Raw genomic sequence first — 24,530 nt, forward strand, 5'->3', positions numbered from 1 at the left:
AATGAAATACAGATATTCTGGAGAGACGAATTCTTTTTATCCCTGGGCATTAATTGATGATTATAAGCGAGCTAATGTATGGCCTGAAAATGGCGCTGATGTAGACGAAGATATTTTCACGATATATAGCGGTACACCGCCAGAAGGCAAGACTCGCGCCCCAGATGTTAATGGCAAACCATGCTGGATAGATGCACCGCCACCATCTCAAGAAGAACAAATTTTCGCTACGGAGTTTCGGAAAGCGGCGTTATTGACGGAGGCAGCGGCGATTATCGCGCCGCTTCAGGATGCTGTTGATTTAGGCATGGCAACAGATAAAGAAACTACTGCACTGTCTGAATGGAAAAAATACCGGGTCTTGCTGATGCGTGTTGATACAACAAAACCCGTATGGCCTACACCTCCGGCTTCGGTGGAAAAGTAACGTCAGGCGCGATGCTGGTATCGACTTTAGTCAGCTTGTATCGGTATCGCTGCCATTCGGTCAGGCGTGGCACGTCAGCATCTTCAATGTAGCCTCCAGCCTGAGCATCTGCCAGTGGTGCAATGATTGCCGTCGCCTCCGCCAATAACACAGCTTTCGTCTGTTCTGCTGCCATCACGTCCGCAGCGTGCCGCGCTGTCGGGTCCGTTAACCACTGGCTGCCATCCCATTGATCATATGGCGTAGATGGAGCCTGTGCCGTGGTGTCCTGCGGATAATGACCCAGTGCTGTGATGGTAATTTTCTCCCCGGTCCGCGTGCTGTATACCGTCTCGCCGCGATGATCGGCAACGTCTTCCCAGGCTTTGTTATCGTTGGTTCTGCAAACGGTAAAGCCGTCTTTTATTTTGCCAGGCGCATCTACACACGAATTAGCCGGAATACCTACGCCTACGTGCAAAAACTCTACTGATGATGAAATATATTCGCGCGTCATTCCGTCATAGTTAAATACAGTAATATCACCGGCCACTACTGCAATATGGTCGCTGTTTAATTCCGCCTTAGACATTATGCAGCCCTCACGATGTAATTGAATGCGACGTTGCAAGGCGCTGTTTCATTTTGCCCCTCTTCTGTTAAATACACACCACTACTTCCCGAATATGCAAAATAGGTTGTTGATGAACTCTTGCGATAAAATTCATGAATAGCGGGAGTTTGCGACCCGTCACCATTACCAAACAATAACGCGTGGGTGTGTTTCCGCAGTTTATCGGCGGCATATGACAAAATTGTACGCCCACTATCAATGCCTCTCCCATCATCCCAGCCACGAATAAAGACACCGCGTAAATCAGGAAGCGTGCCGGAGGGATAAGCAATAGCCAGCTTCGGATACTGTGCTAATGAAAATTGTGCTCCGTTACATTTCAAATACCCGGCCGGGAGGGTTGCTGACGGCCAGGGTATGGGAACGCCCACCGGCAAGGCTGACCCTTCTCCTAAACCGAGGTATTCGAGAAGGGCCGCAACAGATTTTCCTGACAAGGCGGTCAGCGTGTTATCCAGAGGCTGTTTGTTCGCCAGGGCATTAGTCATAGTGGCCGCAAAGTTAGGATCGTTACCTAATGCCGCCGCCAGTTCGTTCAATGTATCAAGCGCAGCAGGTGAGGAACCAACAAGCCCTGCAATAGCGGCCTGCACAAAAGCAGTATTGGCGAGCTGAGTGGAATTGTTACCAGCTGCCGCCGTCGGGGCTTTTGGGGTGCCGGTAAACGTCGGGCTGGCTTTTGGTGCATATTGCGTATGCGGATCAGCGGCCGCAAGATGTGCCGCCATCAGCTCATCCACATACACCTTAAGCTCCAGCACCTTATCATCCACGTATTTACGGGTAGCGAGCACCACGGACGGATCAATTTTCAGCGTAATATTATCGGTACTGCTGGTAATTAACACCATGCGCACTGTCTGCGTGCGCCCGCTGCCCTCTGCCAGCTGCGGCTTGTAGCTCTCCGGGCAGTTACCGACAGCAATCAGCGCGCCGGTTTCATCAAACAACCCGACTTCACGAATCCACCAACCGCCCTCTGTTTCGGGTATCACCTGCTCAGCGATCACCTGGCTGCTGTTCTGCGGATCGATATACAGCATATTCAGAGCTGCACGGCGTTTTTCGCCGACCAGCTTTGTCTGTTGTGCGTTTGGCGTTGGCAGCACGCCGCCGCCATCTCCCACCGCCATCTGTGTAATTTTCAGCGGAACACCGAGCGCGGCGGCATTTGCCAGTTTCGCCGCGCCGATATCCGTCAGCAGGGTATAAAATTTTGCGCTCATGGGTTCACTCTCATTGTGTCAATAACATGGACGGCGCCACCCTCGTAGGCAGAACCGCCGGAAATGATGGTTTCGTTGATATACGGGTAAATCGTGATTTCTTCGCCGGTGTAAGTGGCAGCCCCAACGAAATATGGTCCGCTCGTCTGCAGGTTTATGGACATGCCGATCAGATGCCGGCTGCAGGGTTTGGCGTCACCAATCAGGCGCTCCAGCTCCAGATAGGTTTCCTCTGTTATGCCCTGGTCCTGCACCCCGATATCCAGGCGAAACGTGCCCGGCGCCTCGCCGGTCTGCCACCATTCAATAATGCGGATCAGAAAGCCGAACGGCTCCACCACACGCCGCACAGCGCTGGTTGTACCCTTGTGCTGATGGATATAGAAAGCATCCTGCACCACACGGCGCTTCACGTTCTCCGCCCATCCTTCGTCCCAGCGATCAACCGAAAAGGCCCACGCCAGATACGGCAGAAACTTGACCGGGCATGTTGCCGGGTTCCATAAATCCCGCAGCGGCACCTGCAGATCGGAAATGCCGCTGCAGGTCTGCGCCAGGCGGCGCTCAAGCGGCGATGAACCAGGAGGAAGCAGACTATTCATCCGTTCCCCCGTTGGTTACGCTCCATTCCGTACATGAAGCGGCTTGTGTCTTATCCAGCACCACATCAGCGAGCGGCGAGGCCAGCTCAACACGCTGCACACCTTCAACATGCAGCGCGGCATAAATAGCACTGCGGCGAATATCACGCCCCAGCCTCGTCTGGCTGGCGATATATTTCTGCAGGCTGGCTTTTGCCGCCTCCATCACCGGCTCAGCTTCTGGCCCCGGGTAAAGAAAAATCGTCGCATCCACGCTGTACGGAATAATTTCAGCGCTGCGCACCGTCAGACGGTCAGCAACCGGCCGCACGTTCTCACTGTTAAGCGCCTGTTCAACCACTCCCAGCAGATCCGCCGCTGCCGTTCCGTCGCCCTCACGGCTCAGCACGGTAAGTACCACCTCCGCCGGTGCCGGGCTGGTTGCGCTGGCGTCAGCCACTCGCCCGTCAGCGCTTTTAGCGTGAAACTCATAGGCCGCCGTCGGCCCCGCCACGGACAGCCCCTCAAATGCAGCAGGAACACGCAGGCGCAGCGCCTCATCACTTTCCATTACCGCTGCGACCGGCGGCACCGCGTCGTTATCCGCAGGTGTAACCGTCAGCCGCTTCACGTTGTAGTTGGCCGCCATCTGATCGAGATCGCCGCCAATGGCATAAGCCACCATGACCGCCTGCGCCGCCTCGTTAATGCGCTGGCGCAGGAGGATTTCACGATACGCATTTTCCTGCAGGAGCTTGGTCACGGGTTCAGACTCCAGCTCAAGCGTGCGCCTTATCGCGTCCTGCTCGTCTGCCGGATAAAGGGCCATAAACGCGGCTTTCCGTTCGTTTAGCAGCGTTTCAAAATCCGGCACATCCACTATCTGCGGGGCGGGCAGCTGGGAAAGGTCAATGACTGCCATTGTCTGCTCCTGTTGATACCGAAAGTGAAACCGGCGCGCCGTTATCACGCTGCCCGGTAAGCTCAACCACCATCGAACCATCAAAACTGCTGTCTATGGTGATGGAATCCAGGGTAAGCCGCGGCTCCCAGCGACTCAGAGCTACATAGACCGCAGACATTACCTGCAGGCGCAGCGCCGGGTTCTGCGGCTGGTCTATCAGTTCAGACAGAAGCGAGCCATATTCCCGGCGGGCAATGCGGCTCCCCTGCGGGGTCAGCAGAATATCCCGGACCGACTGGCGCAGGTGGTCCGTGTCGGTAATGGTCCTGCCGTTGCCCTGACTCATGCCGATATAAAGCGTCATACCGGGCCTCCTGATGTATCGCCGCCGGATTTAACGCCGGTATGACCGTGTTTATCGACTACGATCCCGTTAGAACTCATGGCGCCGCCGCCCTGGGTGACGCCACCATTGATCACCACCTCGCTGTTTATGCGCGTGTTGCTTGCTTCCACCACAAATTCCCCCGTTTTCAGGGTTATGTTATCTGCAGCCTCGATCACCATGGATTTGATGCCCCGCACATGCCAGCGGCCGGTCGCAGGTTCATATTCAAACCAGCCGCCGTCCGGGTATTCCGTTACGGAGCCGTCCACGGAGTCCGACGGCGGCGCGAACTGGTTGGAATAGATCGCAGGTAAGGCAAAAGCGGTTTCCAGATTGCCGCCCATACTCAGCACCACCACCTGCTCATCCGGCGACGGGCACCACCATGTACGGGCACCACCTGCGCGCAGTGTCAGCCAGTTAATCCAGTTGGTTTCAAGCTCGCCCACTTTCACCCGGCACAGCCAGTTTTCCCGGTCCACTTCGGTTACGGTGCCGGTGCGGATCAGGTTGGTGATAAGGCGCATGATTTCGGTTAGTTGTGCGTTCATAACGAAAGGTTGCCATCAGAGGGAAAAGGGAGGCAGCGTTGGGTTTTGTGCCGTCCGTGACACAAATTTCACTCCGACAGCCAGCGCAAAAGCGTGTCACGGGTGATGGTTTCCACCTCATCATTCACGCCCAAAAGACGGCGTGCCGGGTACCGGGCCTCCGGGCCGTTGCGTCTGACTCGATCACGCAGACCATAATGGTGAACACGGGCGATGCGCTGGACTTTCCCATCAAACTGCACGCTGGCAGAGTCCGCAGTGGCTGCGGTTTTCAGGTATTTAGTGGTGCGCAATTTGGCGAACATCTGGCGCTTGATGCGCCCCTTTTTACTTCTGGCTGTCACCCGGCGCGGCTCAAAGGTGGTGCCGTCTGGATTGCGCTGCAGCCTGATATTTTGCTGTTGCGACCGGCGCAGCTCCTGCGCCAGCTGTCGCATCATACGGTTGCGGGCTGCCGGTTCCAGATTCGCCAGCAGGGCCGCCAGCCAGTCATCCACCCTCTGCAGGTCATCCACTTTTCACCGTCCACATTTCTTCGGGTACGTCGGGTTCCGGCACCGCTTCAACGCTCGATACGGTGCCGTCTGTGCTGACAATCACGCGCTCCGTGAGCTGCAGATTGAGGCTGATATCACACAGATCGTTGCTCAGGATATCGACGTCAAAGGTAAAAAGTTTTTCGCGCAGCTCCGGGTTGTTGATAGCGTCCGGTTGATTGGTCATTAACCAGAGCAATACGGGCGCCATCACTAAATTCTGGTTGCCGCTAAAGTCTTCAATCACCACATTCAGGGTGTAGCGATATTCCCATGACATTGAACGGGCGCCGGTTGCGACCAGCGAACCGTTATCAACAAAAAGGTGCAATTTGTCCGGGTTGTCACGGACATACGCCACCGATTTATTCAGGGCGTTGCGTAAGGACTGCGGCTTGTTCACTGTCTCGCTCCTGACACGCTATGATCGTGTCCACTTTGTCGGCACATACTGCCCAGGCGGCCTCAGTCTCATCCAGCACCTGGTTCAAATCCCCATTACTGCGCGGCGCTGACCTGTCCAGGCGGCATTGCGTCACTTTTGGACAACCACTCACGGTAAGCTGCACCTCCGGCGAGGGCCGGGCGCTCCCGCAGCCGGATAATGTCAGCAGGCAAAGGAGTGTCAGCCCAGCGGCGTAAATCCTCGTTTTCACGTTTTAGCTCCTCGATCCGGCGCTGGCGACTCCGCAACAGCGAGGAAGTCTCCTCCGCTGCAGCATAAAGTTGCATCTGCGCCCGGCTGTTGGTTTCGGTAAGAATGGACAGGCTGATGAGCTGGCTGTTTTTCTTCGCCAGCTCCTGCTTGTTCTTTTTAAGCGCCTCAGCCTGCGTCCCGATGGTGTGACCGGCATTGTTAAGCCGCCATGACTGCCAGCCCAGCAATGCCAGCGCCAGAGCCAGGATCACCGCCAGCGCGCGCGTCATGCCCCTGCCCCTTTAAGACACCAGGCAAGCTCACGGGCGCGCCTGTTTTCCAGCCCTTTATTCCGTTGACCATTTACATAAACCCAGCGGGGGAGCTGGTTGCACGCCTGCCACCACTGCTGGCGATTGATGTAAGAAACCATTGTTGACCGGCAGATTGCCCCCGTTCCGACATTAAAACCGATACTGATCAGGGCATCGTAAACATGCTGAGGTGGCTTAACCTGCAGGCAGGCTTCAATCCTTTTTTCCGTCAGCAATACGTTATTAATCAGCCCCTGCGCGGCCTGTCGCTCCGTTATGGTTTTGCCCGGCACTACCCCGGACGTATTGCCGATCCCGTCAGTCCAGACCCCGGCGCTGCACTGGTATGGCTGGAGGCGACACCCTTCGAAATCAGCAATCAGTTTCAGCCCCTCGACGGAGGTATGAAGCGACTGAAAACCCGGCAGCGTGGCGGCAATCGCCAGCACCGCGCCGACCAGGCAACGCTTAACGATTGAAGGACTCATATTCCCCCCTGGATATTCTGCCGTCCCGCAGCAGCTGGTAGGCTTTCCAGCGTAAATAACAGGTCACCGCTGCAGTAATAATCCCCAGCGCAAGACCAGTAATGGTCGATACATCTTTAAGAGACAAATCGCCGAGCCATGCCAGAAGCAGGGCAACGCAGTAAGTGATAAAGGCGCTGATTCGTTCAAGCGTCATAGTTCAGTCCCATAACTGGACAGTCTGCGCAGTGGTTGACGCCGTAATGTCCGGCAGCTCCACCTGCAGCCCGTGCGGTAAAAAGGGGCCATATTCAGCCAGCCCCGGATTCGCCTGCAGCACCTGTTCAGTGACTCCCTGCGTGCGCCCGTAATGGCGCCAGCAGAGTGCGTCCACCGTGTCATACTGATGCGCACGCACTTTCATCAAATCAGCTCCACCGTCATATGCGGCATATCGCGCAGGCGGGACTCCGCCCAGCGCACATCGCGCCACAGCTCGCCTAAGGTTGTTTCGATATCTTCAGCCTTCTTGCTTCCGTCGCCGGTTGCGTCAAAATCGCGATAGCGCTCAACCAGGTTTGCTTTTGCCCAGCAAAACACCGCACGGCGATACAACATGAGCCGCTGGCTTTCGCCGTCGATCACATCTGCAGGGACGTCGGCCAGGCTCGCATACCCCTGCGCCCGTTGTTTCTCGCGGAACTCATAAAGATCGGCGTTAACTTCAGCAATCGCTGTCAGCAACGCCAGACGCAGGCGCGGATCGGTGACACTCCCATCCATGCGCATATCACGGCGGAACTCTGAAACCCTGACATCAGGCCAGAAACTGGTGTTTTTAATAACGTCCTGGGTACTTTCCCCGGCCTGTTCCGGCGAAACGAATTGCATATTTCTGGCACTCCCAAATAGTTGGGCGGTGGACGGGGTTTTGACGCGGCATAAAGCCTGTCGCCACCCCGTGCCGCCCCGCGCGTTGGCACGATTCGTTAAGCCGACATTGCCTGTCGCAATCGGCTTTCAAGCTTGTTGATTTCGGTTTTGACGCCAGAACTGTTATCCAGCTGCAGGGCACGCTTCAGATGGTTAAGTGCCGCCACTGCCTGATCGTTATCCCGCAGCGCGTAGCCCATCGCCTTATGAAGTCGGGCGCGGGACTGATCCGGCATATCCTGACCTTCAACGATATCGAGCACCTGGGTAAGAATGGCGGCACTGAATGATTCACCGGCAGAAAAAGCGCGCATTGCCGCGTCGGCAAACTCTTCCGCAACAGCGGTCCCGCAGGTCCGGTTGAATCGCTGCGGCAGGACCCAGCCGTGTTTAATGGCATGACGGGCAATGTCCAGCGCGCCGGTATAGTCTCCGGCATCAATGCGCCAGATCATGACGTACATCGCCACGTCGTCCTGGCCTGACGCGTCAGCATCCAGTAAACCGGCAATCCATGAGGCATAAGCGGGAAGAAACTCACGTTTGAGCTGAGCCTTGCGCTCATTTGACTGGACGGTTTTAAGGCGCCTGCGGTGTTCTGTCAGCTGTAACAGCATCTGGTTGTAGCCCGTCAGGCAGGCATTACTGCCGCCCTGCCGGGCGGCATCCTGTGCCTGTACATACTGAGTGTGAGCACGGAACGGATTCATTTATCACGCTCCGGCGCCAGCACCGCCAGCTGCCTGCGCATCAAGCGCGCCTTTCACCGCTGCCGTGACGATTTCCTGGATGGTTTCAGTTGTCAGCGCTGGGCTGGCATTGCCACCTGCCTGCACGGGCAACAGTTCGATGTTCTCAACCAGGCAAACGCCGTCGTAATCTTCGACAACATACGCCTCGTTAACGGACTCGAAGTTCTCCACGCGGTCACGCTTCGGATTGTCGATGACCGAACGGCGGCGGGAGCCTGATTGCCAGTAAATAGACAGGTTATCCAGGCGGGTGATCAGCATGGCGTTAGCCGGGAAGAACGGCGCGCGAACGGCCGGGAGGTTGCCGATACGCTTCTGGCTGATGATGAGATCGGCCGCCATCGCTTCGCTGTTTGGCTGGTCGCGGTTGACGATCGGGAAATATTTATCCGCCAGCAACTGGCGCCCGACGATAACCACAAGCTCTGTATCTTCCTGATACCACGGCGCGATTTTCTCATTCACGGCGCCCATTACCAGCGCGTCCAGATTCAGGAAATCGCCGCCTTTACCGACACGAATAGTCTGAGAAACCACCTCGCCCTCGGACACAATTTTGTCCAGTACCTGAACGGGTTTCTCCTGGCGGATTTTTTCCAGCCAGCCGATATTCACATCCTGCAGCAGTGGATACGTCGCGCGGTCTGACGTTTTTTCACGCTTCACGCCGTTGAAGCCGATCATGATGCGGTCAAGCGCCTGGCGGGTAATGATGGCGTCACGGATGCGCGTCTGGAAGTCCTGGAATTTGGCCCATAAATCCAGCTTCGCATAGGGCAGCGCCGTATCAGAGTTGGTCTGGGTACACTTGTACCCTTCACCGTCGATGTAAGTCGGATCAACGGGTTCACGGTCTTTCTGGGTGGTATCAGTATTTCCGGCAATACTGGAACCAATACCCAGCCCCAGACGCTCGCCGGACTGCTCATCAACCGGGATAATGTTGATTTTCTGCAGGAACGAGGAAGACTCCTGGATTTTCGTTTCCAGCGTCTGCGCCACTGACGGCTCAGCCGTATATTTCGAGGCAATATCGCTCACAGATACGCCGTTGAGTTTGGCGAGCTGCGTCAGATAGCCGTTGAATTTAAAACGTGTCTCTTTTTTCATTGTGCTTTTGCTCCGTCAGCAATCGGTGGTTTGTTCTGCGCCGTTATTGCCGGTCGCATTAGGGCGGCGTTCGCTGCGGCTGTCCTGAGTGGAAAGCTGCTCACGCAGGGTGGAGAGTGCGCTGGTTGTCTCATCAACAACCTTTTGCATATCGCTCAGCTTGTTGCTGAAATCGGTTTGATGGGTGCTGACCTGCTCCGCCAGCGTCTGATGCTCACGCGCGATAGTTTCAACAGCCTGATTCACATCAGCAAAGCGGGCGTTATCATCGGCGCCTTTGCGGGACAGCAGCTCTTTCACGCGGGTAAACAGGCTGGTTTTTTCCGGCACGTCCTCAAACTCGATCAGCGTTTCAACAGCAGCGGTAAACAGGTTGTCTTTGTCCAGCTTGCGGCGCGCCAGTGGGTTATGTTCTGCGCTGGCGCTGAACTGAAGCATTTCAGTGCCGAGGCTTGCCGGATCGTCAGTAATCGCCAGGCCAACCAGATAAGCGGAGCCGGTATCGGCAAAGCTGGTGTTAACTTCCATTGAGGTGAAAAGCTTCTGCCAGTTGCTGGTCATCGTTACCAGATCGTCAGTCGGGGCAATCCAGCCATACAGCGCCATTTTCCCGGATAATGCCCCTTCGGTGATTTCTTCCGCTTCCAGCTTTTCCACCATGCCAAAACGACGGAAAGGCCCATCAGGGGTGAAGCCCTTGATGTGTTCCATATTGATCAGCGCGGTGTATATCTGCGGGTTATAGCTCGCCGCCATCTGGGTGAGCCATTCACGCTCAATAACGCGCCCGTCAGTAGTGGCCCCTTCGACCCCAATACGAAAACGCTTAGATTTTTTTGCCATCGGTCCGGCTCCGGTTAGTTAGTTCGTAACACGTTCAGAGCCTTATGTTTGCGGTGATGGGCGCGTGTAAACAACGCGTTGGGCTTGTGCGAACTCCCACACAATGCGAAGCCGGGGAAAGTGCTGATTTGAGGCCGTATGTTTGTGCCATGACAACACTGACCCCCGCAGACCTCGATCCCCGTCGTCAGGCAATGCTGATGTACTTTCAGGGATACCGCGTAGCCCGCATTGCTGAAATGCTGGGCGAGAAAGTTGCAACCGTTCACAGCTGGAAAAAACGCGATAAGTGGGGCGAATATGGCCCACTGGATCAAATGCAGCTCACCACCGCCGCACGTTACTGCCAGCTCGTCATGAAGGAGCAGAAGGAAGGAAAGGATTTTAAAGAAATTGACCTGCTGGCGCGTCAGTCCGAACGACAGGCCAGAATCGGCAAATTTAACAATGGCGGGAATGAAACAGACCTGAATCCGAACGTGGCGAACCGCAATAAAGGTCCGCGCAAGCCGCCGGAAAAAAACCTGTTTACCGACGAGCAGATCGAAAAGCTGGAAGAGATTTTCCGCGCCGGTATGTTCGAGTACCAGCGCCACTGGTGGGACGCTGGCATCAAGCACCGTATCCGCAACCTCTTAAAGTCACGCCAGATCGGTGCAACCTACTATTTCGCCCGTGAAGCGTTGATAGACGCGCTCACCACGGGGCGAAATCAAATCTTTCTGTCAGCGAGTAAAGCGCAGGCGCACGTTTTTAAACAGTACATCATCGACTTCGCAAAAGAGGTGGACGTTGAACTGAAAGGCGATCCGATGGTGCTGCCTAACGGCGCGTGTCTTTACTTCCTCGGTACAAATGCTCGTACCGCGCAGAGCTATCACGGCAATCTGTATCTTGATGAGTATTTCTGGATACCGAAATTCCAGGAGCTGCGCAAGGTGGCCTCCGGTATGGCGCTGCACAAAAAATGGCGTCAGACCTATTTTTCAACACCTTCCAGCCTGACGCACAGCGCCTACCCGTTCTGGTCTGGTGCCCTGTTCAATAAAGGGCGCCCGAAAGCCGACAGGGTAGAATTTGACCTTTCTCACAGTAGCCTGGCGCACGGCGTTTTATGTCCTGACGGCCAGTACCGTCAGATAGTCACCATTGAAGATGCCGTAAACGGCGGGTGTAACCTTTTCGACCTGGACCAGCTGCGCCTGGAGTACAGCCCGGACGAATACAACAACCTGCTGATGTGTCAGTTTGTTGACGACCTGGCGTCCGTGTTCCCGCTGGCGTTGCTGCAGTCCTGCATGGTTGACAGCTGGGACGTGTGGGACGATTTCGAACCGCTTTTACTGCGGCCGTTTGCATACCACCCTGTCTGGATCGGCTATGACCCGGCAAAAGGAACGCAGAACGGTGACAGCGCCGGTTGCGTTGTCATTGCGCCTCCCGTCGTCCCCGGCGGTAAATTCCGCATCCTTGAGCGTCACCAGTGGCGCGGGATGGACTTTCGCGCCCAGGCTTCAGCGATTGAGGAAATCACCAGACGCTACAACGTGACCTACATCGGCATTGACTCGACCGGCGTTGGCGATGGCGTTTACAAAACGGTTAAGCAGTTTTTCCCTGCCGCGCGTGAGTTTGTCTACAACCCGACCGTAAAAAATGCCCTGGTGCTTAAAGCCTACGACATCATCAGCGGGCGCCGTCTGGAGTTTGACGCGGGGATGCTGGATATAGCGCAGTCCTTTATGTCCATTCGCCGTTCAACCACCGCCAGCGGCAACCGGCCAACCTACGAAGCAGCCCGCACAGAGGAAGCCAGCCACGCGGATTTAGCCTGGGCAACCATGCACGCACTTTATAACGAACCACTGGCAGGAGCTTCCGCCAGTACCAGCAACATCGTGGAGATTTTTTAATGGCTAACCACAAAAACCGCAGCAAGGCATCGAGCGGCCAGACCGCCACCGATACGGCCAACATGGTCAGTAATGCACATGCGGAGGCGTTTACGTTTGGCGATCCGATCCCCGTGATGGACCGCCGGGAGTTATTTGATTACCTGGAGTGCGTGCAGGTAGACCGCTGGTACGAACCACCGATCAGCATGGATGGCCTGGCGCGAACTTACCGCGCCGCCGTACATCACTCCAGCGCTATTCAGGTAAAACGCAATATTCTTACCAGTACCTTCATCCCTCACCGCTGGCTGTCTAAACAAGCCTTTTCTCGGTTCGCCCAGGACTTTCTGGTATTCGGTAATGCCTACCTTGAAAAACGCATGAACCGGTTAGGGCAGATCATGGAGCTGCGCGCCTCGCTTGCCAAATACACCCGTCGCGGCATTGAACCGGACACATACTGGTTTGCGCAGTATGGCTACAATTCGCAGCCCTACCAGTTCGATGAGGGGAGCGTGTTTCACCTGATGGAACCCGACGTTAACCAGGAGCTTTACGGGATGCCGGAATACCTCTCCGCCATTCCCTCCGCCCTGCTGAATGAATCGGCCACGCTGTTTCGCCGTAAGTATTACCTAAACGGTAGCCATGCTGGTTTTATCATGTACATGAGCGACCCCGCCGCCGATCAGAAAGACGTGGACAACATACGCGAAGCGCTGAAAAAATCGAAAGGGCCAGGCAACTTCCGCAACCTGTTTATGTACAGCCCGAACGGCAAGAAAGACGGTATTCAGATCATCCCGTTGTCAGAAGTCGCAGCGAAAGATGAGTTTCTTAACATCAAGAATGTGAGCCGTGATGACATGCTGGCAGCTCACCGCGTGCCGCCGCAGCTGATGGGGATTATTCCAACGAATACCGGCGGGTTTGGCGATGTGGAAAAAGCGGCGCGCGTTTTCGTTCGCAATGAACTTACCCCACTGCAGGGCCGTATCACAGAAGTTAACGAGTGGCTGGGTGATGAGGTGATACGCTTTGACCCCTACCTGACCGATGAAGACTGACGCTCAGCCGACCAACCTTTGATATCAATCGCCCTTCTCCGGGCGGTTTTTTTGTTCCCTTACGCCCTGCCCCACCATCAGAGCGCCTCAGCGCCTCGCTGAGCGCTCCTGCGCTTTCGCCATCTGGCAGCTCACGACGAAACGCAGCGCCTCACCACGACGCAGGCGCGCACGACCAGTCCCAAAAAATGACCATGCCCGCCCGACATTGAGGTCCCAAAACCGCGATTAACCCCAAAACCGCGCGCTCGTAGCCCCGCCACGCCTGCCCGCTTTACGCAGTAGTTTTCATGCACCTGCATGATTTAAGCAAAAGCCCGCCATTCCTGGCGGTCCTCGGCTAAAACGATCCTCAAACGATCATGCGGATTCATGCGGCATAGACATGCAATGATTACGTCACTAAACATTAATTACTTTCACTTCGAAAAAAACTTCGATGAGTAACACTTGATCTCCCCAACAAAAACCAAAACTCACACTTCCACCAAATATAACAAGATGTAATCTTTAGATTTTTACACAGCCAATGGTGCACTATGAAAGTCAACATAAAGCAGATTGATGGTAATTGGGAATTAGGCTTTGCGATGGATAAACACAGCATCCGCAGCGTACCTGTAGGATATGACGAATGGGGGCATATGAGATTTGAAACCGAACGAACAGAAGTTGGCGAGTCGCTATTCCAGCTTAAATATCGTGATGATTGGTCACAGGTACAGCCTTTAGCCCAATGCCTCGCAGTAAATGCCTTTCCTCACTTTAGTAATGTCGGTTTTATTGTTCCAATGGCTGCATCTAATCCACGTGCTCGACAGCCAGTTACTGAAATTGCTCAAGAGCTAGCCAGAATCGTCGGTAAACCATGCTTCGACAATCTCTTATTGAAAGCTCCCGGAGGCGCTTCATTAAAAAATCTGAGTACCAAAGAAGAAAAAATCGCGGCTATCGCTAATTCATTCTCCGTTCATGACGCGATTGGTAACAATGGTAACTGGAACGTTCTCATCATTGATGATCTGTACCACACGGGCGCATCTATGGAGGCTGCTTGTGCTGTGCTGAACGATTATACTAAGGTTAAAAACATCTATGTTGCAGCTTTGACTTGGAGATAGTGATGACTACGGTATTTGTTGCTGGTTCAATAACCATCAAACACCTTGACACACTCATCGTGGAACGTCTGAAAAAAATTGTTAATTCTCGGTTTCGCGTTGTAGTTGGTGATGCCAATGGTGTTGATTCATCTGTTCAACGAGTTTTGTTAGAACTGGGATGTGAACAAGCCACAGTATTCAGTAGCACAGAAAAGCCACGTAATAATCTTGGTTCATGGCCTGTGCGTGTTGTAAGCACAAGTCATGCTGCTGGGACTCGTGCTTTCTTTACCGCAAAAGATCTTAAAATGGCAGAGGAAGCCGACTATGGATTAATGGTGTGGGATACGAAAAGCACTGGCACTCTGAGTAATGTGATTGAGCTACTTAAACGTAAAAAATGCTCTGTTGTTTTTGTTAATAAATCCAAAAAGTTTTTTATTATCAAGTCCCCAGAGCATCTTGATGCCTTGATTGACTGTATGTCACCAGCATCTTTAGAGAAAGCCGATGAGAAAATCAAGTTACGCGAGAAAATTAGCCAACTCAAAAACGAGCAGATCCAGCTAATTATGTGACGCTTTGTCATAAAAACCCTAACGCCTCGCCCAGCTCGTTGTTCAACCTTGCAGACGGCAGAATCAAATGCTGCCGCCTGCAACGTTTCTTAATGCAGCCAGCTGTCGTCTTCCCAGACCTGCTGCATAATTTCCATCACTCGCTTTTTATCTTCGTCCAACTTCATCCCGCTCAACTCAACACCATTTGCGGAACCTTTGCGGATGCGGATCGCTGTCTTTGGATAGATGGGCTGCAGGTTGCGGTAAAGTTCAGACTCCAGTGCATCTAGGGTTGCCTGGCTTATCTTCTGCTCTTTATCGATCATTATTTCAATGCGCATAAGCCCCCTTTAGTTGATAACGTCCATTGCCTGACCGTAATCATGGTTACGAATTTTCGCCATCAGCTCGTCCGTCAGTTCCGACACCCACTGGATCGCGAGGCGTTTCTCTTCTTCGCTACACTCACTAGCCGCTACAAGCTTGATAAAAAAATCAATACGCTGGAGTTTCAACGACTCCAAAAGATAGTCCTGCATTTTCCCTCCTATCCTCACTACGGGATAAACCAGCCAGCATCCCCAGGAAGAGATGTCGACAACTGTATGCATATCCACTGTTTATATGTACAGTATAGGAGGATTTCGGTGTTGTAAAATATTTTTTATCAATCAATCAGATGAGTCTGTTTGCTGAAGTTAATCATTAACTTCACTCAGCGCCGTCATTATTGCCAGTCGCTCAGCATGAGGCAAAGCTGCGAACTTCACACGCCAGCGCTTCGCCTTGCGTTTGATGCGCTCCCTGTCGTTGTAATCCTTACCCGCAAAAGTGTGCGAGTAGGCTCTCCCCTCCGGGTAATTCATCCAGATTTTCTCTGTGCGCACACCGCCACGTGTCATGGCCTGAAATTCTTTCTGGCGCCAACCCGTTAACAGTTCATCATAAAGCGCTGATGGGTAGCCGGACAAAATCACACTGGCATTTTTTGGCAGGGTTTTAAGGCATGCCAGCAGCCGCTCATGGTCGGCAACGGTATATTCATTGCGATAACGCGCGGCACTGGTGCGCGTTTCATGCAGATAGGGAGGGTCTGCGTAAACCAGCACACGACCGGCGGAGGAAAAATCGAAGTCCCTTAAAAACTGCACCGCATCGGCAACATTGATAAAAAGGCTATCGCCCACGGTATCAAGGAAATCAGCATTGCCCTGGCAGAACGCCTCAACCGTCAGGGGATCAATATCAATGCCCCAATTGCGGCGGGCCGGTGGCTTACGCAACATGACAGCGCCACCGCCCAGGTGCGTCTCAATGTAGGTATCATGCGGCGGCATTTCCGCAATAATCTTTTGAAAAACACCGCTTGCGGCCTTGCTTCCCAGATAGGTCATTTCTGTTTTCCTCAACTCCTGATTTCGTTTCAATTCACCTGCAGCACAGTCGAAAATGACGTTACTCGATGAATGGCCAGCACTGTCATTTCTGACGGTGAAGCGCTCAATTCGGTACCACACCGTCAGACCTGACCATGTTGATCACGGGCTATTTCCGCGCTGTAAATGCACGCTTCATTCGGTTCAAAAGTTCATTCGCCTGCTGTTTAAGCTCCACAATCTGGGACGGCAGACGTTGAACACCTGCCGCAGTACGGTTACGGACAGTAAGGCGCCTCTCTTCAACCGTTAACACCTGATCGCCAAAGGCAACCACTGCGCCGGAAATCAACGAACGGACCATTCCGGCACTGGCATCCACACCACGCAGAGACAGCAGCTCACTAATTTGCTTTTCCTGCTCCGTCATAGGGCTGGCTTTTGGCCTCACTTTGACGCGCTTGTTAGTTACCCTTGCCGCGTCGCTCAGCCGCTGCGCTATCACCCGTTTTTCTTTCCGGGATAAAGAGCCAATATCCGCCCAGCTGGCACAGTCATTCATGACCGTGCCGCCAGGATCGGCGCGTTTTTCAACCTCCCGCGGCTCCCGCGTACAGTTATTGACAGAACTCCGAGGGGCGGCGGGGCCGCCTGAAAAATCAAGGTCAAAACCTGAAACGCCGTCGGCCTGACGTTTCGGCACGATTTTGTATTTGGTAGTGCGCGTATGAATCAGTGATTCCGGCCCACGGATCGGGGAATAAACGCCGGAAATTTTGGAGACGTCATCCCCGTAGAGGTTGCCGTTTTCGGTGACTTCATAGCTGAGGCGCACGCGCAGGAGATCACGGGAAACCAGCGGGCCACCCTGCGCACTTACGTACAAATCCCACGCGCTGCTGTCGGCAGCCTGACGCACTGGCTCAATTTCGGGGTGCAGGACCAGCTCACGATCACCGAGGCGACGTAATTCACGCCAAACAGTTACCGGTGCGCCGCCTATCTGCTGGAACTGGCGGATCGCCCAGCGAGACGCCCAGGCACTTACGCGGCGGGCCATTTCTTTCAGAGGCTTGCCGGTTTCATCATCCAGATCGTCATCAAGCTGATAGCCATCAATATTTTTTGAAATGTATTTGGCGATATAGCCCGTTGCGCTGCCCTTCTCTTTCTCGATGGGTTTCATTTCGAAGCGGTTTTCAGCGGCGCCTGGCTCATTCCCATCCTCACGCATGGCGTGCTTACGAAAGATTGCTGTTGCCGGTTCGATATGCTCCGGGCGCATGAAAAGCAGGAGGTGCCAGTGCGGGGTTTCGTCGTGGTGAGGCTCAACAACGCGAAAGCCAAACACGCGAATACCATTGCGCAGCCAGGCCGCACGCGTGCGCGCCCATACTTTGCAAAGATATTTCTGCGTTTCACGCGGTGACGCGCCGCTGTATTTGTTGTTCCGGCGCCCGTCGTACTGCATTGAGTGGTATTTGGATGGAGCGGTAAGCGTGAAGAACGCCCCGGCCAGTCCGGCGTCATTCGCTAAATCTTCGAACCCACGCATGCGCGCCATCAGTTCACGGCGTCGGTTGGCTGGGTTGGCAACGCTGCCGGCCACTTTATCAATCAGCGATACGCGCTCTCCGGTGTCCTCATCTTCCAGCTCCATCGCTTTCAGAAATTCGCGGTTGGCTTTCTTTTGCGCCGTCCATTCCTGCAAACATGGGTCACTGCAGTACGGTGCGGATTTTTTGTGTACATACCCGGCCGCAACCATCAGATGCTCACGCCAGCGAGCATGCATACGGCGCAGACGATTAAGCCACCACTGCGGAGACTGCAGGCGGGCCACTGCTTTCAGTGCGTCTTCCGCCTCCAGTTCTTCTTTGCAGTAGGCCGTCCAGCACGGGACCGACGTTTTGAGGTGATTGGCAAGAAACCCCATGCGGCCATAACCTGAAAGGGTGGCGAAATGGGGATCTGACATGCGGGCCATCTGGAAATCAAACTCGCGGTTAAACTCGCTACCCAACAAGTCAGCAAGGTTATGCGCCAGTCTTTTCAGCTCTCTTTTGCCAGCCCAAAGCAGGCGCCAGAATTGTTCACGCAGAGGCAACAAAGCCGCAGGCATAACCCCCTGCGGCAGATACTGCTCGTTAACCTGATCTATACGACTCAGAACGAATCGTTCAAAGGTATTGATAAGCCAGGCATCAGCCGCTTGTTTGCCTTTACGGTCTACCTGTTCAAGTTTTTGAGCATACATACGACGGACAAAATGAGGCAGTGAAGCCAGGCGACGACGAACCGCCCGGCCCCGGTATGTTGCTTCATCCGTTTCTGCCAGTTCGGCAATCGACAAACGCTTGCGATTGCCGTCCGGCGTCAGATACATGATCCCCGGCGCCGCATCGGCTTGCTTAAAACCACCGATTGCAGGGCGCGGGGCATTCCATGCGTAGGGGAAAACGGTGTCAGACATTCTGACACCCCATAATGTAAGCGCGAATAAACGCCGTTGCCCTCACGCCTGCACCTCATAATTCACGCTGCAGTCAGGTCCGGTTGCAGGATCAAATCCAAGCCAGTGACACGATTTTGAGGTAGCAATGATTTCCACGGCAGACTTACCGTCACCAGCCGCAACGCCCATACTGCGGTTTGCGGTAAGGCGGTGATGGGTGAAATTCCGATAAAGGGAGCGAGTAAGTGAGGTGTCACTATTTGAAACTATGACCGGATGGCCTTCTGACGCGCGGCGCTCAAGAATAGACGCCAGGCGATACTGATCGTCCTCTGTAAAACCGGCAGTGTGGTAATTACTAAAAGTCCCGTCATAAGGAGGGTCGCAATAAATCACATCGCCCGTCTGCAACAAAGACAACGTTTCTTCGTAGTTAGCGCAAACAAAGGTGGCTCGCTTCGCTTTCTCAGCAAATGCGCGGATTTCACTCTCAGGAAAATACGGCTTTTTATAATTACCGAAAGGGACGTTGAATACACCGCTTAGGTTGTAGCGACATAACCCACGATAACAATGGCGGTTTAGATAAAGAAAATATACAGCACGGTGCAATCGGTCTAATTGCGGATCGTGGTTAAACGCTTCACGCACACGATAATAATTTTCAGCGACAATAAAACTTTCAAAAACCGCCTTAGCAAGATTAATAAAGTTTTCTGTATCTTCTGCAATAGAACGATACAGATTAATTAAATCTGGATTGATATCTGCGACAAGATAATGAGGATAGTCTGTTGCCATCATCACAGCGCAGGAACCCGCGAAAGGTTCAACCAATCGCGGGCCAGCTGGGAGATACTTTTTCAGTTCGGACATAATGGCGGTTTTGTTTCCCGCCCATTTCAGGATAGTGCTCATACAACGCCTCCGTTGTAGTGCTTGCCTTTTAACTCTGCGATTTCCTGACAGGTCACACAGCACTGCACGCCCGGAATAGCGCGGCGGCGCGCTGGCGGGATCGGAGCATCACACTCCGCACAGAGAACACGGGAAACGCCCGGCACTTTGGCGCGGGCATTGTTGATATGACGCTCACGATCTTCCTGTTCGCGCAGCTGTGCGAGGTCCATTGAATCAGCCATTAATGCAGCTCCTGCGCTTCGTTCTGGATGCGTACCGCTTCAACGCGAAGCAGTTCGGCCGCCTCGATATGGCTCAACTGACGGGAAACGATGCGCACGGCCAGACTATCCAGACGAGCCGCCATTGCATCAGCACGGCAACGGCGCTCATCCATGCGCGTCTCATTTAACAAAGCGAACAGACCAGCATCGTCTGGGCCTGTTTTCGTTGAGTGGGTTTTAGTATTTTTCATATTCATTTCCTCAGAATTCGGGCAAAAAAATACCCGGCGGGTTTACGCCATAAAAAACGGGTTAATTACTTAGATATAACCAGAAACAGGGACAGGCTTACTTTTAATTTGGTTGATAATTTCAGCCTGCAAACCTTCTTTAAATTCTTTGCAGCATTCCCATTCAGGATCGACACGCAAAACAGCACCGTCACGGGTTTTAATTTCAAAACCCTCTGCCATATTTGGGATAATCACGCCCAGAATAATTCTCAACTCATTGCGAGACATGTTTCACTCCTTTAACAATCAAGCGAACAATGCGAATAATTAAAAAAGCTGACGGCTTAGCCGATTTAGATTTCAGCCCGTTTAATAATTCGGACTGATCACGGCACGGGTGCCAGCGTTTACCGTTTTCCCCAATAATCCATCCATGGCCGTAGTGCATTGCCGGGCTTTGCTTTACCAGCAGCGAAGCAAATGAAGGCTCTTTATTAAGCATGAGCACCTCAGATCAGACCAAAAGACGCGCTGAGGCCCGTCACTGTATCGACAGCACTTGCCATTGCCGGGTTGTACTGAAGGCGCGCGTGCATGGAAACAGCTGTAAGCGCCATCAAACGAGTAACAGAATTGATGCTTTCGATAACCTGGCGACGTTCCGTTATTGTCTGGTGTTCGCCAGAAACAGCGCTTGCTGCAACGCGACCGATCTCTGCTGTAGCATTCAAAACGTAATGAGGCATTTTCTCGCTGGCTACTTCGTTCAGCGGCACACATGGCAGGCAATGGATTTGAGCCAGGAACCCGTCAACCAGCGTGGAATCCTCAGTGAGATCCGTCAGCAACCAAATATCCGGCGCCGTGAGTTGATGCGGTTGCTCCGGGTTTAGTTTGTTGCGCAGCGTCTGAACGTTCATGCCTGCGCGGTCCGCCAGCTTCGCCATGTTGTGGCGCAGTGCGAAAGCGCGGCAGGCCTCATCAAAGTGTGGATGTTTGGAAATCTTATAATCAAACATGTGAGCCTCTTAGAAAGTTCTCATACTTGAACTTACTGACCAACAACAACGCGGAAGTTGGAATGACCAAGGGACTCACGAACCTGATCGGTTTTGTACATCAAGTAACGAAGACATACGCGTCCCTTATTTTTCTCCTTTTTGACCATGTACTTAGCCAATTGGCCATGATGGATTTTTTGATAAACAGAGCCGCGAGAAATGCCTTCCCATTCCGCGAACTCTGCAGGCGTAGCCATCTCTTTTGGTACTCGAATTGAAATATCTGTGCTCATAGTGCAGTATCTCTTAGTTTGTTTTCGTTTCATCTCGTTTTATGTGGTTTGGTTTTGCTTTTCAAACCATGAGCGGATATTAGGTTCACTTTTTACATGCGTCAAGGGGTTTGATTATGAGTTTAATCAAGGCAGGGAATGACAGTGGTGGCCGTGATGCGATCAACAGGCTTATTAAGGCCTACAATTTCAGCTCACGTCAGCAGCTCTGCGAACATTTGGAAGTTTCTAAAAGTACCATGGCTAACAGATACTTAAGAGATAGCTTTCCCGCTGAGTGGGTAATTCAATGCGCCCTAGAAACAGGAATTTCCCTTCTATGGCTGGCTACTGGCCAGGGGGATATGTATGCGAGTGAGAACGAAGAAAATAATCTCAAAAACAAAACCCCGGTTACAGTAAGACCACTTTCTAAAATCGTTGCTCCCAGTATCAAACATGCTGAGCTGAAGAACGGCGCGCTGCAGCCGTGTGATGAAATCCTTCTCGATAGCAGACTGCTGGAAAGTGAATCTTCCAATTCTCTTTTTGTAAAAACAGCTAGTGATAGTTTCGTTGTGGATACGTCTGTGAAACAAATCAGCAATGGTTATTGGCTGGTAGACATCGACGGCGTTAAAAGCTTCGTTAAGATTGCCCGTATTCCTGGCAATAAAATTGTGGTTCATCAGGATGAAGCATCCTTTGAGTGCGCTGTAGATGATGTAGAGGTAGTTGGCCGCGCAGTAAAAGTCATTAAGAGCATCTAACCATGACGATTAGAAAGCAGCAGAACGGAAAATGGTTGTGCGAATGTTACCCGAACGGGCGAGACGGCAAGCGCGTGCGCAAGCAATTTTCGACGAAGGGCGAGGCTATAGCATTCGAAAACTTCACCATGGATGAAGTGAACAAAAAGCCGTGGCTGGGTGAAAAGGAAGATCGGCGGCATTTGTCAGAATTGATTGAGCAGTGGCATTCACTTTATGGCCAGACGCTCGCAGATCCTAAGCGCCTAATGGCGAAATTGAACATTATCTGCAATGGATTGGGTGATCCCGTCGCTTCTGAGTTAACAGCCGGTGATTTTACCAAATATCGTGAAGCACGACTAAAAGGTGAGGTACGTAACGAAGACGGCGGGCTAATGTCGCCAGTTAAGCCCCGCACGGTAAACCTTGAACAGCGTAACTTATCATCCGTTTTTGGCACCCTGAAAAAGCTGGGCCACTGGTCAGCGCCTAACCCGCTCGCTGGGCTACCAACATTCAAAATCGCAGAAGGTGAATTGGCTTTCCTGGCCTCGGACGAAATTAAACGCCTGCTTGATGCCTGCGAAGATTCTCAAAGTCCAAGCCTATTGATGATCGCAAAGGTGTGCCTGGCTACCGGCGCGCGGTGGAGTGAAGCCGAAAACCTTCAAGGCCATCAGTTATCAAAATACCGGATCACCTATACCAAAACCAAAGGCAAGAAAAACCGAACTGTCCCGATATCTCAGGAGTTGTATGACGAACTACCTAAAAACAGAGGGAAGCTATTTACGCCATGCAGAAAAGCTTTTGAGCGTGCAGTCAAGCGGGCTGGTATCGATCTACCTGAGGGGCAATGTACACATGTGCTCCGCCATACTTTCGCAAGTCATTTTATGATGAACGGTGGAAACATACTGGTACTGCGCGACATTTTGGGCCACGCCGATATAAAAATGACAATGGTTTACGCGCACTTTGCACCGGATCACTTGGAAGATGCAGTGACAAAAAACCCACTATATTCATTGTATAATGCGTAAAGGTAAAAAAAATGGAAAGGGAAAACATTTCAAATGATCTGAATGAGTTATTTTCTATTATAGTCAAAAAAAAGAAACTGAAATTACCATCTACTATAGAAACTGACATCATTAGCGATTTCAAAGAAAAGTGTCAAATTTACTTTAACATTCTAAATGATTATGTTGAGGAGAATGACAATGAGTTATCGCGACGATTAAAGAGGCGGCTCGAAAGAATAACAAAAATTTATTTTGGCATCGTTAATGCTCTGTCAGACTTTCTTTCAGGTGACATCAAATCCGCATATGATAATTTTGATAGTATTTTTTCCGAGAGAATTACGGCAAGATATATTCAAAGCATATCAATCCCGTTGAAAAATATATGCAATACAACAAGGCCACTTTTTCGTGTTAGAAAGTCAAACACAGCGATAAAAGATAGAAAGGAAATTTTTCACATTCCGTTTTCTATGCGACATTTGGTGGATGCTCAAAGATACTCGGTAGCTGGACTACCATGTTTATATTTAGGGTCATCATTATATGTTTGCTGGCTTGAAATGGGAAAGCCAGACTTTGATAAGCTTTACATATCATCATTCATTTCAAACGAAGAAAATTCAAAAATACTCGATTTCACAGCAGACATTCTTTACTCTCATTTTTATGGTATAAGTGTAAATGATAGAATGACTTCTACTACAAAACTTGCATATCTATCTTTAATGCCCCTCATCTATGCCTGTAGTTTCGCTAAAAAAACCAATAGCACTTCATTCACTCAAGAATACATAATCCCTAATTTATTAATGCAATGGATTAGTCGAAGAAGTAAATCTAATATTGTTGGCATTGCTTATAGATCAACAAGAATGGTCAAAACGAACCATGGGGAAAAATCAATTAATGTAGTTTTGCCTCCAAAAGTTAACTACCAGCAAACCATCACAAATGATTTTTGTCCAAAATTAATAAAAATGTTTGAGCTTACCCCACCAGTATCATGGCAAGTGCTGAAAACGTTAGACTATACCTGTGAACCTGACGAAGATGATGAGATTCGAGCCGCCTCAAGATTCTTGAGGCGCAAAGAGCGACTGGCAGGAATCCAGAGTTTTGATGATGACATCGTAAATCTTTATCCTCTTACGGATTTTTATAAGCTTGAAAAATGCATGGATAACTTGCTTGAGTATGACAGCATCATTGATAAAAATGATGGCGGCAATTTGGCGGCGGAGCATTAAAATCACCTAAAACTGAGGCATACCCCATAACACTAACACACTGTTTTTAAACGCAAAGTACTGTTTTCATTGCAATGAAAATGGTATGTAGAAATTTCGGACGCGGGTTCAACTCCCGCCAGCTCCACCAAATAA

General features: G+C 52.0%; 36 protein-coding genes. 8 read left to right on the top strand and 28 right to left on the bottom strand.

Annotated features, from left to right (window positions below):
* The first annotated feature begins 1 nt into the window (after position 1).
* Positions 2-427, top strand: a complete 426-nt coding sequence (locus tag ADJ24_RS14890; protein ID WP_049016920.1) for a tail fiber assembly protein — start codon at positions 2-4, stop codon at positions 425-427.
* On the opposite strand, the gene ADJ24_RS14895 is transcribed toward ADJ24_RS14890, so the two are convergent.
* The 17 genes from ADJ24_RS14895 to ADJ24_RS14970 form a co-directional block, all read right to left on the bottom strand.
* Positions 399-998 carry a tail fiber assembly protein gene (locus ADJ24_RS14895; protein WP_048702783.1) on the bottom strand — a complete coding sequence of 200 codons (600 nt, stop codon included), beginning with the start codon at positions 996-998 and terminating at the stop codon, positions 399-401. The two genes, ADJ24_RS14890 and ADJ24_RS14895, sit on opposite strands and share 29 nt — an antisense overlap.
* On the bottom strand, positions 998-2,266 hold the full coding sequence (locus ADJ24_RS14900; RefSeq protein ID WP_048702786.1) for a phage tail protein: 1,269 nt from the start codon (positions 2,264-2,266) through the stop codon (positions 998-1,000). The genes ADJ24_RS14895 and ADJ24_RS14900 overlap by 1 nt, the downstream gene beginning before the upstream one ends.
* Entirely contained in the window at positions 2,263-2,868 is a 606-nt protein-coding gene (locus ADJ24_RS14905; RefSeq protein WP_048702789.1) for a phage tail protein I, read from the bottom strand. The genes ADJ24_RS14900 and ADJ24_RS14905 overlap by 4 nt, the downstream gene beginning before the upstream one ends.
* Positions 2,861-3,769, bottom strand: coding sequence for a baseplate assembly protein (locus tag ADJ24_RS14910; RefSeq protein ID WP_048702791.1), 909 nt, complete (start codon positions 3,767-3,769; stop codon positions 2,861-2,863). Before ADJ24_RS14910 ends, ADJ24_RS14905 begins: the two co-directional genes overlap by 8 nt.
* The gene (locus tag ADJ24_RS14915) at positions 3,756-4,115 is read right to left on the bottom strand and encodes a GPW/gp25 family protein (RefSeq protein WP_015386368.1); all 360 of its coding nucleotides are present in this window, start codon (positions 4,113-4,115) and stop codon (positions 3,756-3,758) included. The genes ADJ24_RS14910 and ADJ24_RS14915 overlap by 14 nt, the downstream gene beginning before the upstream one ends.
* Entirely contained in the window at positions 4,112-4,690 is a 579-nt protein-coding gene (locus tag ADJ24_RS14920; protein WP_032665787.1) for a phage baseplate assembly protein V, read from the bottom strand. The genes ADJ24_RS14915 and ADJ24_RS14920 overlap by 4 nt, the downstream gene beginning before the upstream one ends.
* Before the next feature lie 68 nt (positions 4,691-4,758).
* Positions 4,759-5,205 carry a phage virion morphogenesis protein gene (locus ADJ24_RS14925; RefSeq protein WP_014884897.1) on the bottom strand — a complete coding sequence of 149 codons (447 nt, stop codon included), beginning with the start codon at positions 5,203-5,205 and terminating at the stop codon, positions 4,759-4,761.
* On the bottom strand, positions 5,198-5,629 hold the full coding sequence (locus ADJ24_RS14930; RefSeq protein ID WP_048702799.1) for a phage tail protein: 432 nt from the start codon (positions 5,627-5,629) through the stop codon (positions 5,198-5,200). Before ADJ24_RS14930 ends, ADJ24_RS14925 begins: the two co-directional genes overlap by 8 nt.
* On the bottom strand, positions 5,592-5,840 hold the full coding sequence (lysC, locus tag ADJ24_RS25605; RefSeq protein WP_223195361.1) for an Rz1-like lysis system protein LysC: 249 nt from the start codon (positions 5,838-5,840) through the stop codon (positions 5,592-5,594). Before lysC ends, ADJ24_RS14930 begins: the two co-directional genes overlap by 38 nt.
* Complete coding sequence (gene lysB / locus ADJ24_RS14935; protein ID WP_047747769.1) at positions 5,725-6,153, bottom strand: Rz-like lysis system protein LysB; 429 nt, start codon at positions 6,151-6,153, stop codon at positions 5,725-5,727. Before lysB ends, lysC begins: the two co-directional genes overlap by 116 nt.
* Positions 6,150-6,665: a lysozyme gene (locus ADJ24_RS14940; RefSeq protein WP_014884901.1), complete on the bottom strand. Its 516-nt coding sequence runs from the start codon at positions 6,663-6,665 to the stop codon at positions 6,150-6,152. The genes lysB and ADJ24_RS14940 overlap by 4 nt, the downstream gene beginning before the upstream one ends.
* Positions 6,646-6,861: a hypothetical protein gene (locus ADJ24_RS14945; protein ID WP_014884902.1), complete on the bottom strand. Its 216-nt coding sequence runs from the start codon at positions 6,859-6,861 to the stop codon at positions 6,646-6,648. Before ADJ24_RS14945 ends, ADJ24_RS14940 begins: the two co-directional genes overlap by 20 nt.
* A gap of 3 nt (positions 6,862-6,864) precedes the next feature.
* On the bottom strand, positions 6,865-7,068 hold the full coding sequence (locus tag ADJ24_RS14950; protein ID WP_000868184.1) for a tail protein X: 204 nt from the start codon (positions 7,066-7,068) through the stop codon (positions 6,865-6,867).
* Complete coding sequence (locus tag ADJ24_RS14955; RefSeq protein WP_014884903.1) at positions 7,068-7,535, bottom strand: head completion/stabilization protein; 468 nt, start codon at positions 7,533-7,535, stop codon at positions 7,068-7,070. The genes ADJ24_RS14950 and ADJ24_RS14955 overlap by 1 nt, the downstream gene beginning before the upstream one ends.
* Before the next feature lie 98 nt (positions 7,536-7,633).
* Positions 7,634-8,287 (bottom strand): phage terminase small subunit, encoded by a 654-nt coding sequence (gpM, locus tag ADJ24_RS14960; protein ID WP_048702806.1) that lies wholly within the window; start codon positions 8,285-8,287, stop codon positions 7,634-7,636.
* 3 nt (positions 8,288-8,290) lie between these two features.
* Positions 8,291-9,439, bottom strand: coding sequence for a phage major capsid protein, P2 family (locus tag ADJ24_RS14965; RefSeq protein WP_048702809.1), 1,149 nt, complete (start codon positions 9,437-9,439; stop codon positions 8,291-8,293).
* A 15-nt stretch (positions 9,440-9,454) separates the two neighbouring features.
* Positions 9,455-10,282, bottom strand: coding sequence for a GPO family capsid scaffolding protein (locus ADJ24_RS14970; protein WP_048702811.1), 828 nt, complete (start codon positions 10,280-10,282; stop codon positions 9,455-9,457).
* A 149-nt stretch (positions 10,283-10,431) separates the two neighbouring features.
* Between ADJ24_RS14970 and ADJ24_RS14975 the strand changes: the two genes are divergently transcribed.
* The 4 genes from ADJ24_RS14975 to ADJ24_RS14990 all read left to right on the top strand — a co-directional run bounded on the left by ADJ24_RS14975 (position 10,432) and on the right by ADJ24_RS14990 (position 14,925).
* Positions 10,432-12,195, top strand: a complete 1,764-nt coding sequence (locus tag ADJ24_RS14975; RefSeq protein WP_048702814.1) for a terminase ATPase subunit family protein — start codon at positions 10,432-10,434, stop codon at positions 12,193-12,195.
* Positions 12,195-13,244: a phage portal protein gene (locus ADJ24_RS14980; protein WP_048702815.1), complete on the top strand. Its 1,050-nt coding sequence runs from the start codon at positions 12,195-12,197 to the stop codon at positions 13,242-13,244. The genes ADJ24_RS14975 and ADJ24_RS14980 overlap by 1 nt, the downstream gene beginning before the upstream one ends.
* Positions 13,245-13,783: 539 nt before the next feature.
* Positions 13,784-14,365: a ComF family protein gene (locus ADJ24_RS14985; RefSeq protein WP_048702817.1), complete on the top strand. Its 582-nt coding sequence runs from the start codon at positions 13,784-13,786 to the stop codon at positions 14,363-14,365.
* A 2-nt stretch (positions 14,366-14,367) separates the two neighbouring features.
* A complete protein-coding gene (locus tag ADJ24_RS14990; RefSeq protein ID WP_048702818.1) occupies positions 14,368-14,925 on the top strand; it encodes a hypothetical protein in 558 nt (185 codons plus the stop codon).
* Positions 14,926-15,014: 89 nt separating this feature from the next.
* Here ADJ24_RS14990 and ADJ24_RS14995 read toward each other — a convergent pair whose 3' ends face one another.
* The 11 genes from ADJ24_RS14995 to ADJ24_RS24430 form a co-directional block, all read right to left on the bottom strand.
* Entirely contained in the window at positions 15,015-15,248 is a 234-nt protein-coding gene (locus tag ADJ24_RS14995; protein ID WP_048702820.1) for a DinI family protein, read from the bottom strand.
* A 9-nt stretch (positions 15,249-15,257) separates the two neighbouring features.
* Positions 15,258-15,446 (bottom strand): hypothetical protein, encoded by a 189-nt coding sequence (locus ADJ24_RS15000; RefSeq protein ID WP_014884914.1) that lies wholly within the window; start codon positions 15,444-15,446, stop codon positions 15,258-15,260.
* Positions 15,447-15,605: 159 nt separating this feature from the next.
* Complete coding sequence (locus ADJ24_RS15005; protein WP_048702823.1) at positions 15,606-16,301, bottom strand: DNA adenine methylase; 696 nt, start codon at positions 16,299-16,301, stop codon at positions 15,606-15,608.
* A 151-nt stretch (positions 16,302-16,452) separates the two neighbouring features.
* The gene (locus tag ADJ24_RS15010) at positions 16,453-18,756 is read right to left on the bottom strand and encodes a replication endonuclease (RefSeq protein ID WP_048702826.1); all 2,304 of its coding nucleotides are present in this window, start codon (positions 18,754-18,756) and stop codon (positions 16,453-16,455) included.
* Between the two features lie 42 nt (positions 18,757-18,798).
* Entirely contained in the window at positions 18,799-19,656 is an 858-nt protein-coding gene (locus ADJ24_RS15015) for a DNA adenine methylase (RefSeq protein WP_048702829.1), read from the bottom strand.
* A complete protein-coding gene (locus tag ADJ24_RS15020; RefSeq protein WP_023307009.1) occupies positions 19,653-19,880 on the bottom strand; it encodes a TraR/DksA family transcriptional regulator in 228 nt (75 codons plus the stop codon). The genes ADJ24_RS15015 and ADJ24_RS15020 overlap by 4 nt, the downstream gene beginning before the upstream one ends.
* Positions 19,880-20,113: a DUF2732 family protein gene (locus ADJ24_RS15025; RefSeq protein WP_014884920.1), complete on the bottom strand. Its 234-nt coding sequence runs from the start codon at positions 20,111-20,113 to the stop codon at positions 19,880-19,882. The genes ADJ24_RS15020 and ADJ24_RS15025 overlap by 1 nt, the downstream gene beginning before the upstream one ends.
* Before the next feature lie 69 nt (positions 20,114-20,182).
* Positions 20,183-20,383 carry a hypothetical protein gene (locus ADJ24_RS15030; protein ID WP_014884921.1) on the bottom strand — a complete coding sequence of 67 codons (201 nt, stop codon included), beginning with the start codon at positions 20,381-20,383 and terminating at the stop codon, positions 20,183-20,185.
* On the bottom strand, positions 20,370-20,597 hold the full coding sequence (locus ADJ24_RS15035; protein WP_048702834.1) for a phage filamentation protein Fil family protein: 228 nt from the start codon (positions 20,595-20,597) through the stop codon (positions 20,370-20,372). The genes ADJ24_RS15030 and ADJ24_RS15035 overlap by 14 nt, the downstream gene beginning before the upstream one ends.
* A 7-nt stretch (positions 20,598-20,604) precedes the next feature.
* Positions 20,605-21,114 (bottom strand): phage regulatory CII family protein, encoded by a 510-nt coding sequence (locus ADJ24_RS15040; protein WP_048702837.1) that lies wholly within the window; start codon positions 21,112-21,114, stop codon positions 20,605-20,607.
* A gap of 32 nt (positions 21,115-21,146) precedes the next feature.
* Positions 21,147-21,389, bottom strand: a complete 243-nt coding sequence (locus ADJ24_RS24430) for a hypothetical protein (RefSeq protein ID WP_029463825.1) — start codon at positions 21,387-21,389, stop codon at positions 21,147-21,149.
* Between the two features lie 116 nt (positions 21,390-21,505).
* Here ADJ24_RS24430 and ADJ24_RS15050 point away from each other — a divergent pair, with 116 nt between their 5' ends.
* Genes ADJ24_RS15050 through ADJ24_RS15060 form a run of 3 tightly spaced genes read left to right on the top strand, consistent with a single transcriptional unit; the run spans position 21,506 to position 24,395 of the window.
* On the top strand, positions 21,506-22,138 hold the full coding sequence (locus tag ADJ24_RS15050; RefSeq protein WP_048702842.1) for a phage repressor protein CI: 633 nt from the start codon (positions 21,506-21,508) through the stop codon (positions 22,136-22,138).
* 2 nt (positions 22,139-22,140) lie between these two features.
* Positions 22,141-23,163, top strand: a complete 1,023-nt coding sequence (locus tag ADJ24_RS15055; protein WP_048702844.1) for a site-specific integrase — start codon at positions 22,141-22,143, stop codon at positions 23,161-23,163.
* A gap of 11 nt (positions 23,164-23,174) precedes the next feature.
* Positions 23,175-24,395: a hypothetical protein gene (locus ADJ24_RS15060; protein ID WP_048702847.1), complete on the top strand. Its 1,221-nt coding sequence runs from the start codon at positions 23,175-23,177 to the stop codon at positions 24,393-24,395.
* The last annotated feature ends 135 nt before the right edge of the window (positions 24,396-24,530 follow it).

The organism is Enterobacter sp. 940_PEND (assembly GCF_001059415.1).
Classification (GTDB): Bacteria; Pseudomonadota; Gammaproteobacteria; order Enterobacterales; family Enterobacteriaceae; genus Enterobacter; species Enterobacter cloacae_M.

Coding starts and splice junctions, on each gene's coding strand:
- ADJ24_RS14890 (WP_049016920.1), top strand. CDS start 2: ATGAAATACAGATATTCTGGAGAGACGAATTCTTTTTATCCCTGGGCA.
- ADJ24_RS14895 (WP_048702783.1), bottom strand. CDS start 998: ATGTCTAAGGCGGAATTAAACAGCGACCATATTGCAGTAGTGGCCGGT.
- ADJ24_RS14900 (WP_048702786.1), bottom strand. CDS start 2,266: ATGAGCGCAAAATTTTATACCCTGCTGACGGATATCGGCGCGGCGAAA.
- ADJ24_RS14905 (WP_048702789.1), bottom strand. CDS start 2,868: ATGAATAGTCTGCTTCCTCCTGGTTCATCGCCGCTTGAGCGCCGCCTG.
- ADJ24_RS14910 (WP_048702791.1), bottom strand. CDS start 3,769: ATGGCAGTCATTGACCTTTCCCAGCTGCCCGCCCCGCAGATAGTGGAT.
- ADJ24_RS14915 (WP_015386368.1), bottom strand. CDS start 4,115: ATGACGCTTTATATCGGCATGAGTCAGGGCAACGGCAGGACCATTACC.
- ADJ24_RS14920 (WP_032665787.1), bottom strand. CDS start 4,690: ATGAACGCACAACTAACCGAAATCATGCGCCTTATCACCAACCTGATC.
- lysB (WP_047747769.1), bottom strand. CDS start 6,153: ATGACGCGCGCGCTGGCGGTGATCCTGGCTCTGGCGCTGGCATTGCTG.
- ADJ24_RS14940 (WP_014884901.1), bottom strand. CDS start 6,665: ATGAGTCCTTCAATCGTTAAGCGTTGCCTGGTCGGCGCGGTGCTGGCG.
- ADJ24_RS14945 (WP_014884902.1), bottom strand. CDS start 6,861: ATGACGCTTGAACGAATCAGCGCCTTTATCACTTACTGCGTTGCCCTG.
- ADJ24_RS14950 (WP_000868184.1), bottom strand. CDS start 7,068: ATGAAAGTGCGTGCGCATCAGTATGACACGGTGGACGCACTCTGCTGG.
- ADJ24_RS14955 (WP_014884903.1), bottom strand. CDS start 7,535: ATGCAATTCGTTTCGCCGGAACAGGCCGGGGAAAGTACCCAGGACGTT.
- gpM (WP_048702806.1), bottom strand. CDS start 8,287: ATGAATCCGTTCCGTGCTCACACTCAGTATGTACAGGCACAGGATGCC.
- ADJ24_RS14965 (WP_048702809.1), bottom strand. CDS start 9,439: ATGAAAAAAGAGACACGTTTTAAATTCAACGGCTATCTGACGCAGCTC.
- ADJ24_RS14970 (WP_048702811.1), bottom strand. CDS start 10,282: ATGGCAAAAAAATCTAAGCGTTTTCGTATTGGGGTCGAAGGGGCCACT.
- ADJ24_RS14975 (WP_048702814.1), top strand. CDS start 10,432: ATGACAACACTGACCCCCGCAGACCTCGATCCCCGTCGTCAGGCAATG.
- ADJ24_RS14980 (WP_048702815.1), top strand. CDS start 12,195: ATGGCTAACCACAAAAACCGCAGCAAGGCATCGAGCGGCCAGACCGCC.
- ADJ24_RS14985 (WP_048702817.1), top strand. CDS start 13,784: ATGAAAGTCAACATAAAGCAGATTGATGGTAATTGGGAATTAGGCTTT.
- ADJ24_RS14990 (WP_048702818.1), top strand. CDS start 14,368: ATGACTACGGTATTTGTTGCTGGTTCAATAACCATCAAACACCTTGAC.
- ADJ24_RS14995 (WP_048702820.1), bottom strand. CDS start 15,248: ATGCGCATTGAAATAATGATCGATAAAGAGCAGAAGATAAGCCAGGCA.
- ADJ24_RS15000 (WP_014884914.1), bottom strand. CDS start 15,446: ATGCAGGACTATCTTTTGGAGTCGTTGAAACTCCAGCGTATTGATTTT.
- ADJ24_RS15005 (WP_048702823.1), bottom strand. CDS start 16,301: ATGACCTATCTGGGAAGCAAGGCCGCAAGCGGTGTTTTTCAAAAGATT.
- ADJ24_RS15010 (WP_048702826.1), bottom strand. CDS start 18,756: ATGTCTGACACCGTTTTCCCCTACGCATGGAATGCCCCGCGCCCTGCA.
- ADJ24_RS15015 (WP_048702829.1), bottom strand. CDS start 19,656: ATGAGCACTATCCTGAAATGGGCGGGAAACAAAACCGCCATTATGTCC.
- ADJ24_RS15020 (WP_023307009.1), bottom strand. CDS start 19,880: ATGGCTGATTCAATGGACCTCGCACAGCTGCGCGAACAGGAAGATCGT.
- ADJ24_RS15025 (WP_014884920.1), bottom strand. CDS start 20,113: ATGAAAAATACTAAAACCCACTCAACGAAAACAGGCCCAGACGATGCT.
- ADJ24_RS15030 (WP_014884921.1), bottom strand. CDS start 20,383: ATGTCTCGCAATGAGTTGAGAATTATTCTGGGCGTGATTATCCCAAAT.
- ADJ24_RS15035 (WP_048702834.1), bottom strand. CDS start 20,597: ATGCTTAATAAAGAGCCTTCATTTGCTTCGCTGCTGGTAAAGCAAAGC.
- ADJ24_RS15040 (WP_048702837.1), bottom strand. CDS start 21,114: ATGTTTGATTATAAGATTTCCAAACATCCACACTTTGATGAGGCCTGC.
- ADJ24_RS24430 (WP_029463825.1), bottom strand. CDS start 21,389: ATGAGCACAGATATTTCAATTCGAGTACCAAAAGAGATGGCTACGCCT.
- ADJ24_RS15050 (WP_048702842.1), top strand. CDS start 21,506: ATGAGTTTAATCAAGGCAGGGAATGACAGTGGTGGCCGTGATGCGATC.
- ADJ24_RS15055 (WP_048702844.1), top strand. CDS start 22,141: ATGACGATTAGAAAGCAGCAGAACGGAAAATGGTTGTGCGAATGTTAC.
- ADJ24_RS15060 (WP_048702847.1), top strand. CDS start 23,175: ATGGAAAGGGAAAACATTTCAAATGATCTGAATGAGTTATTTTCTATT.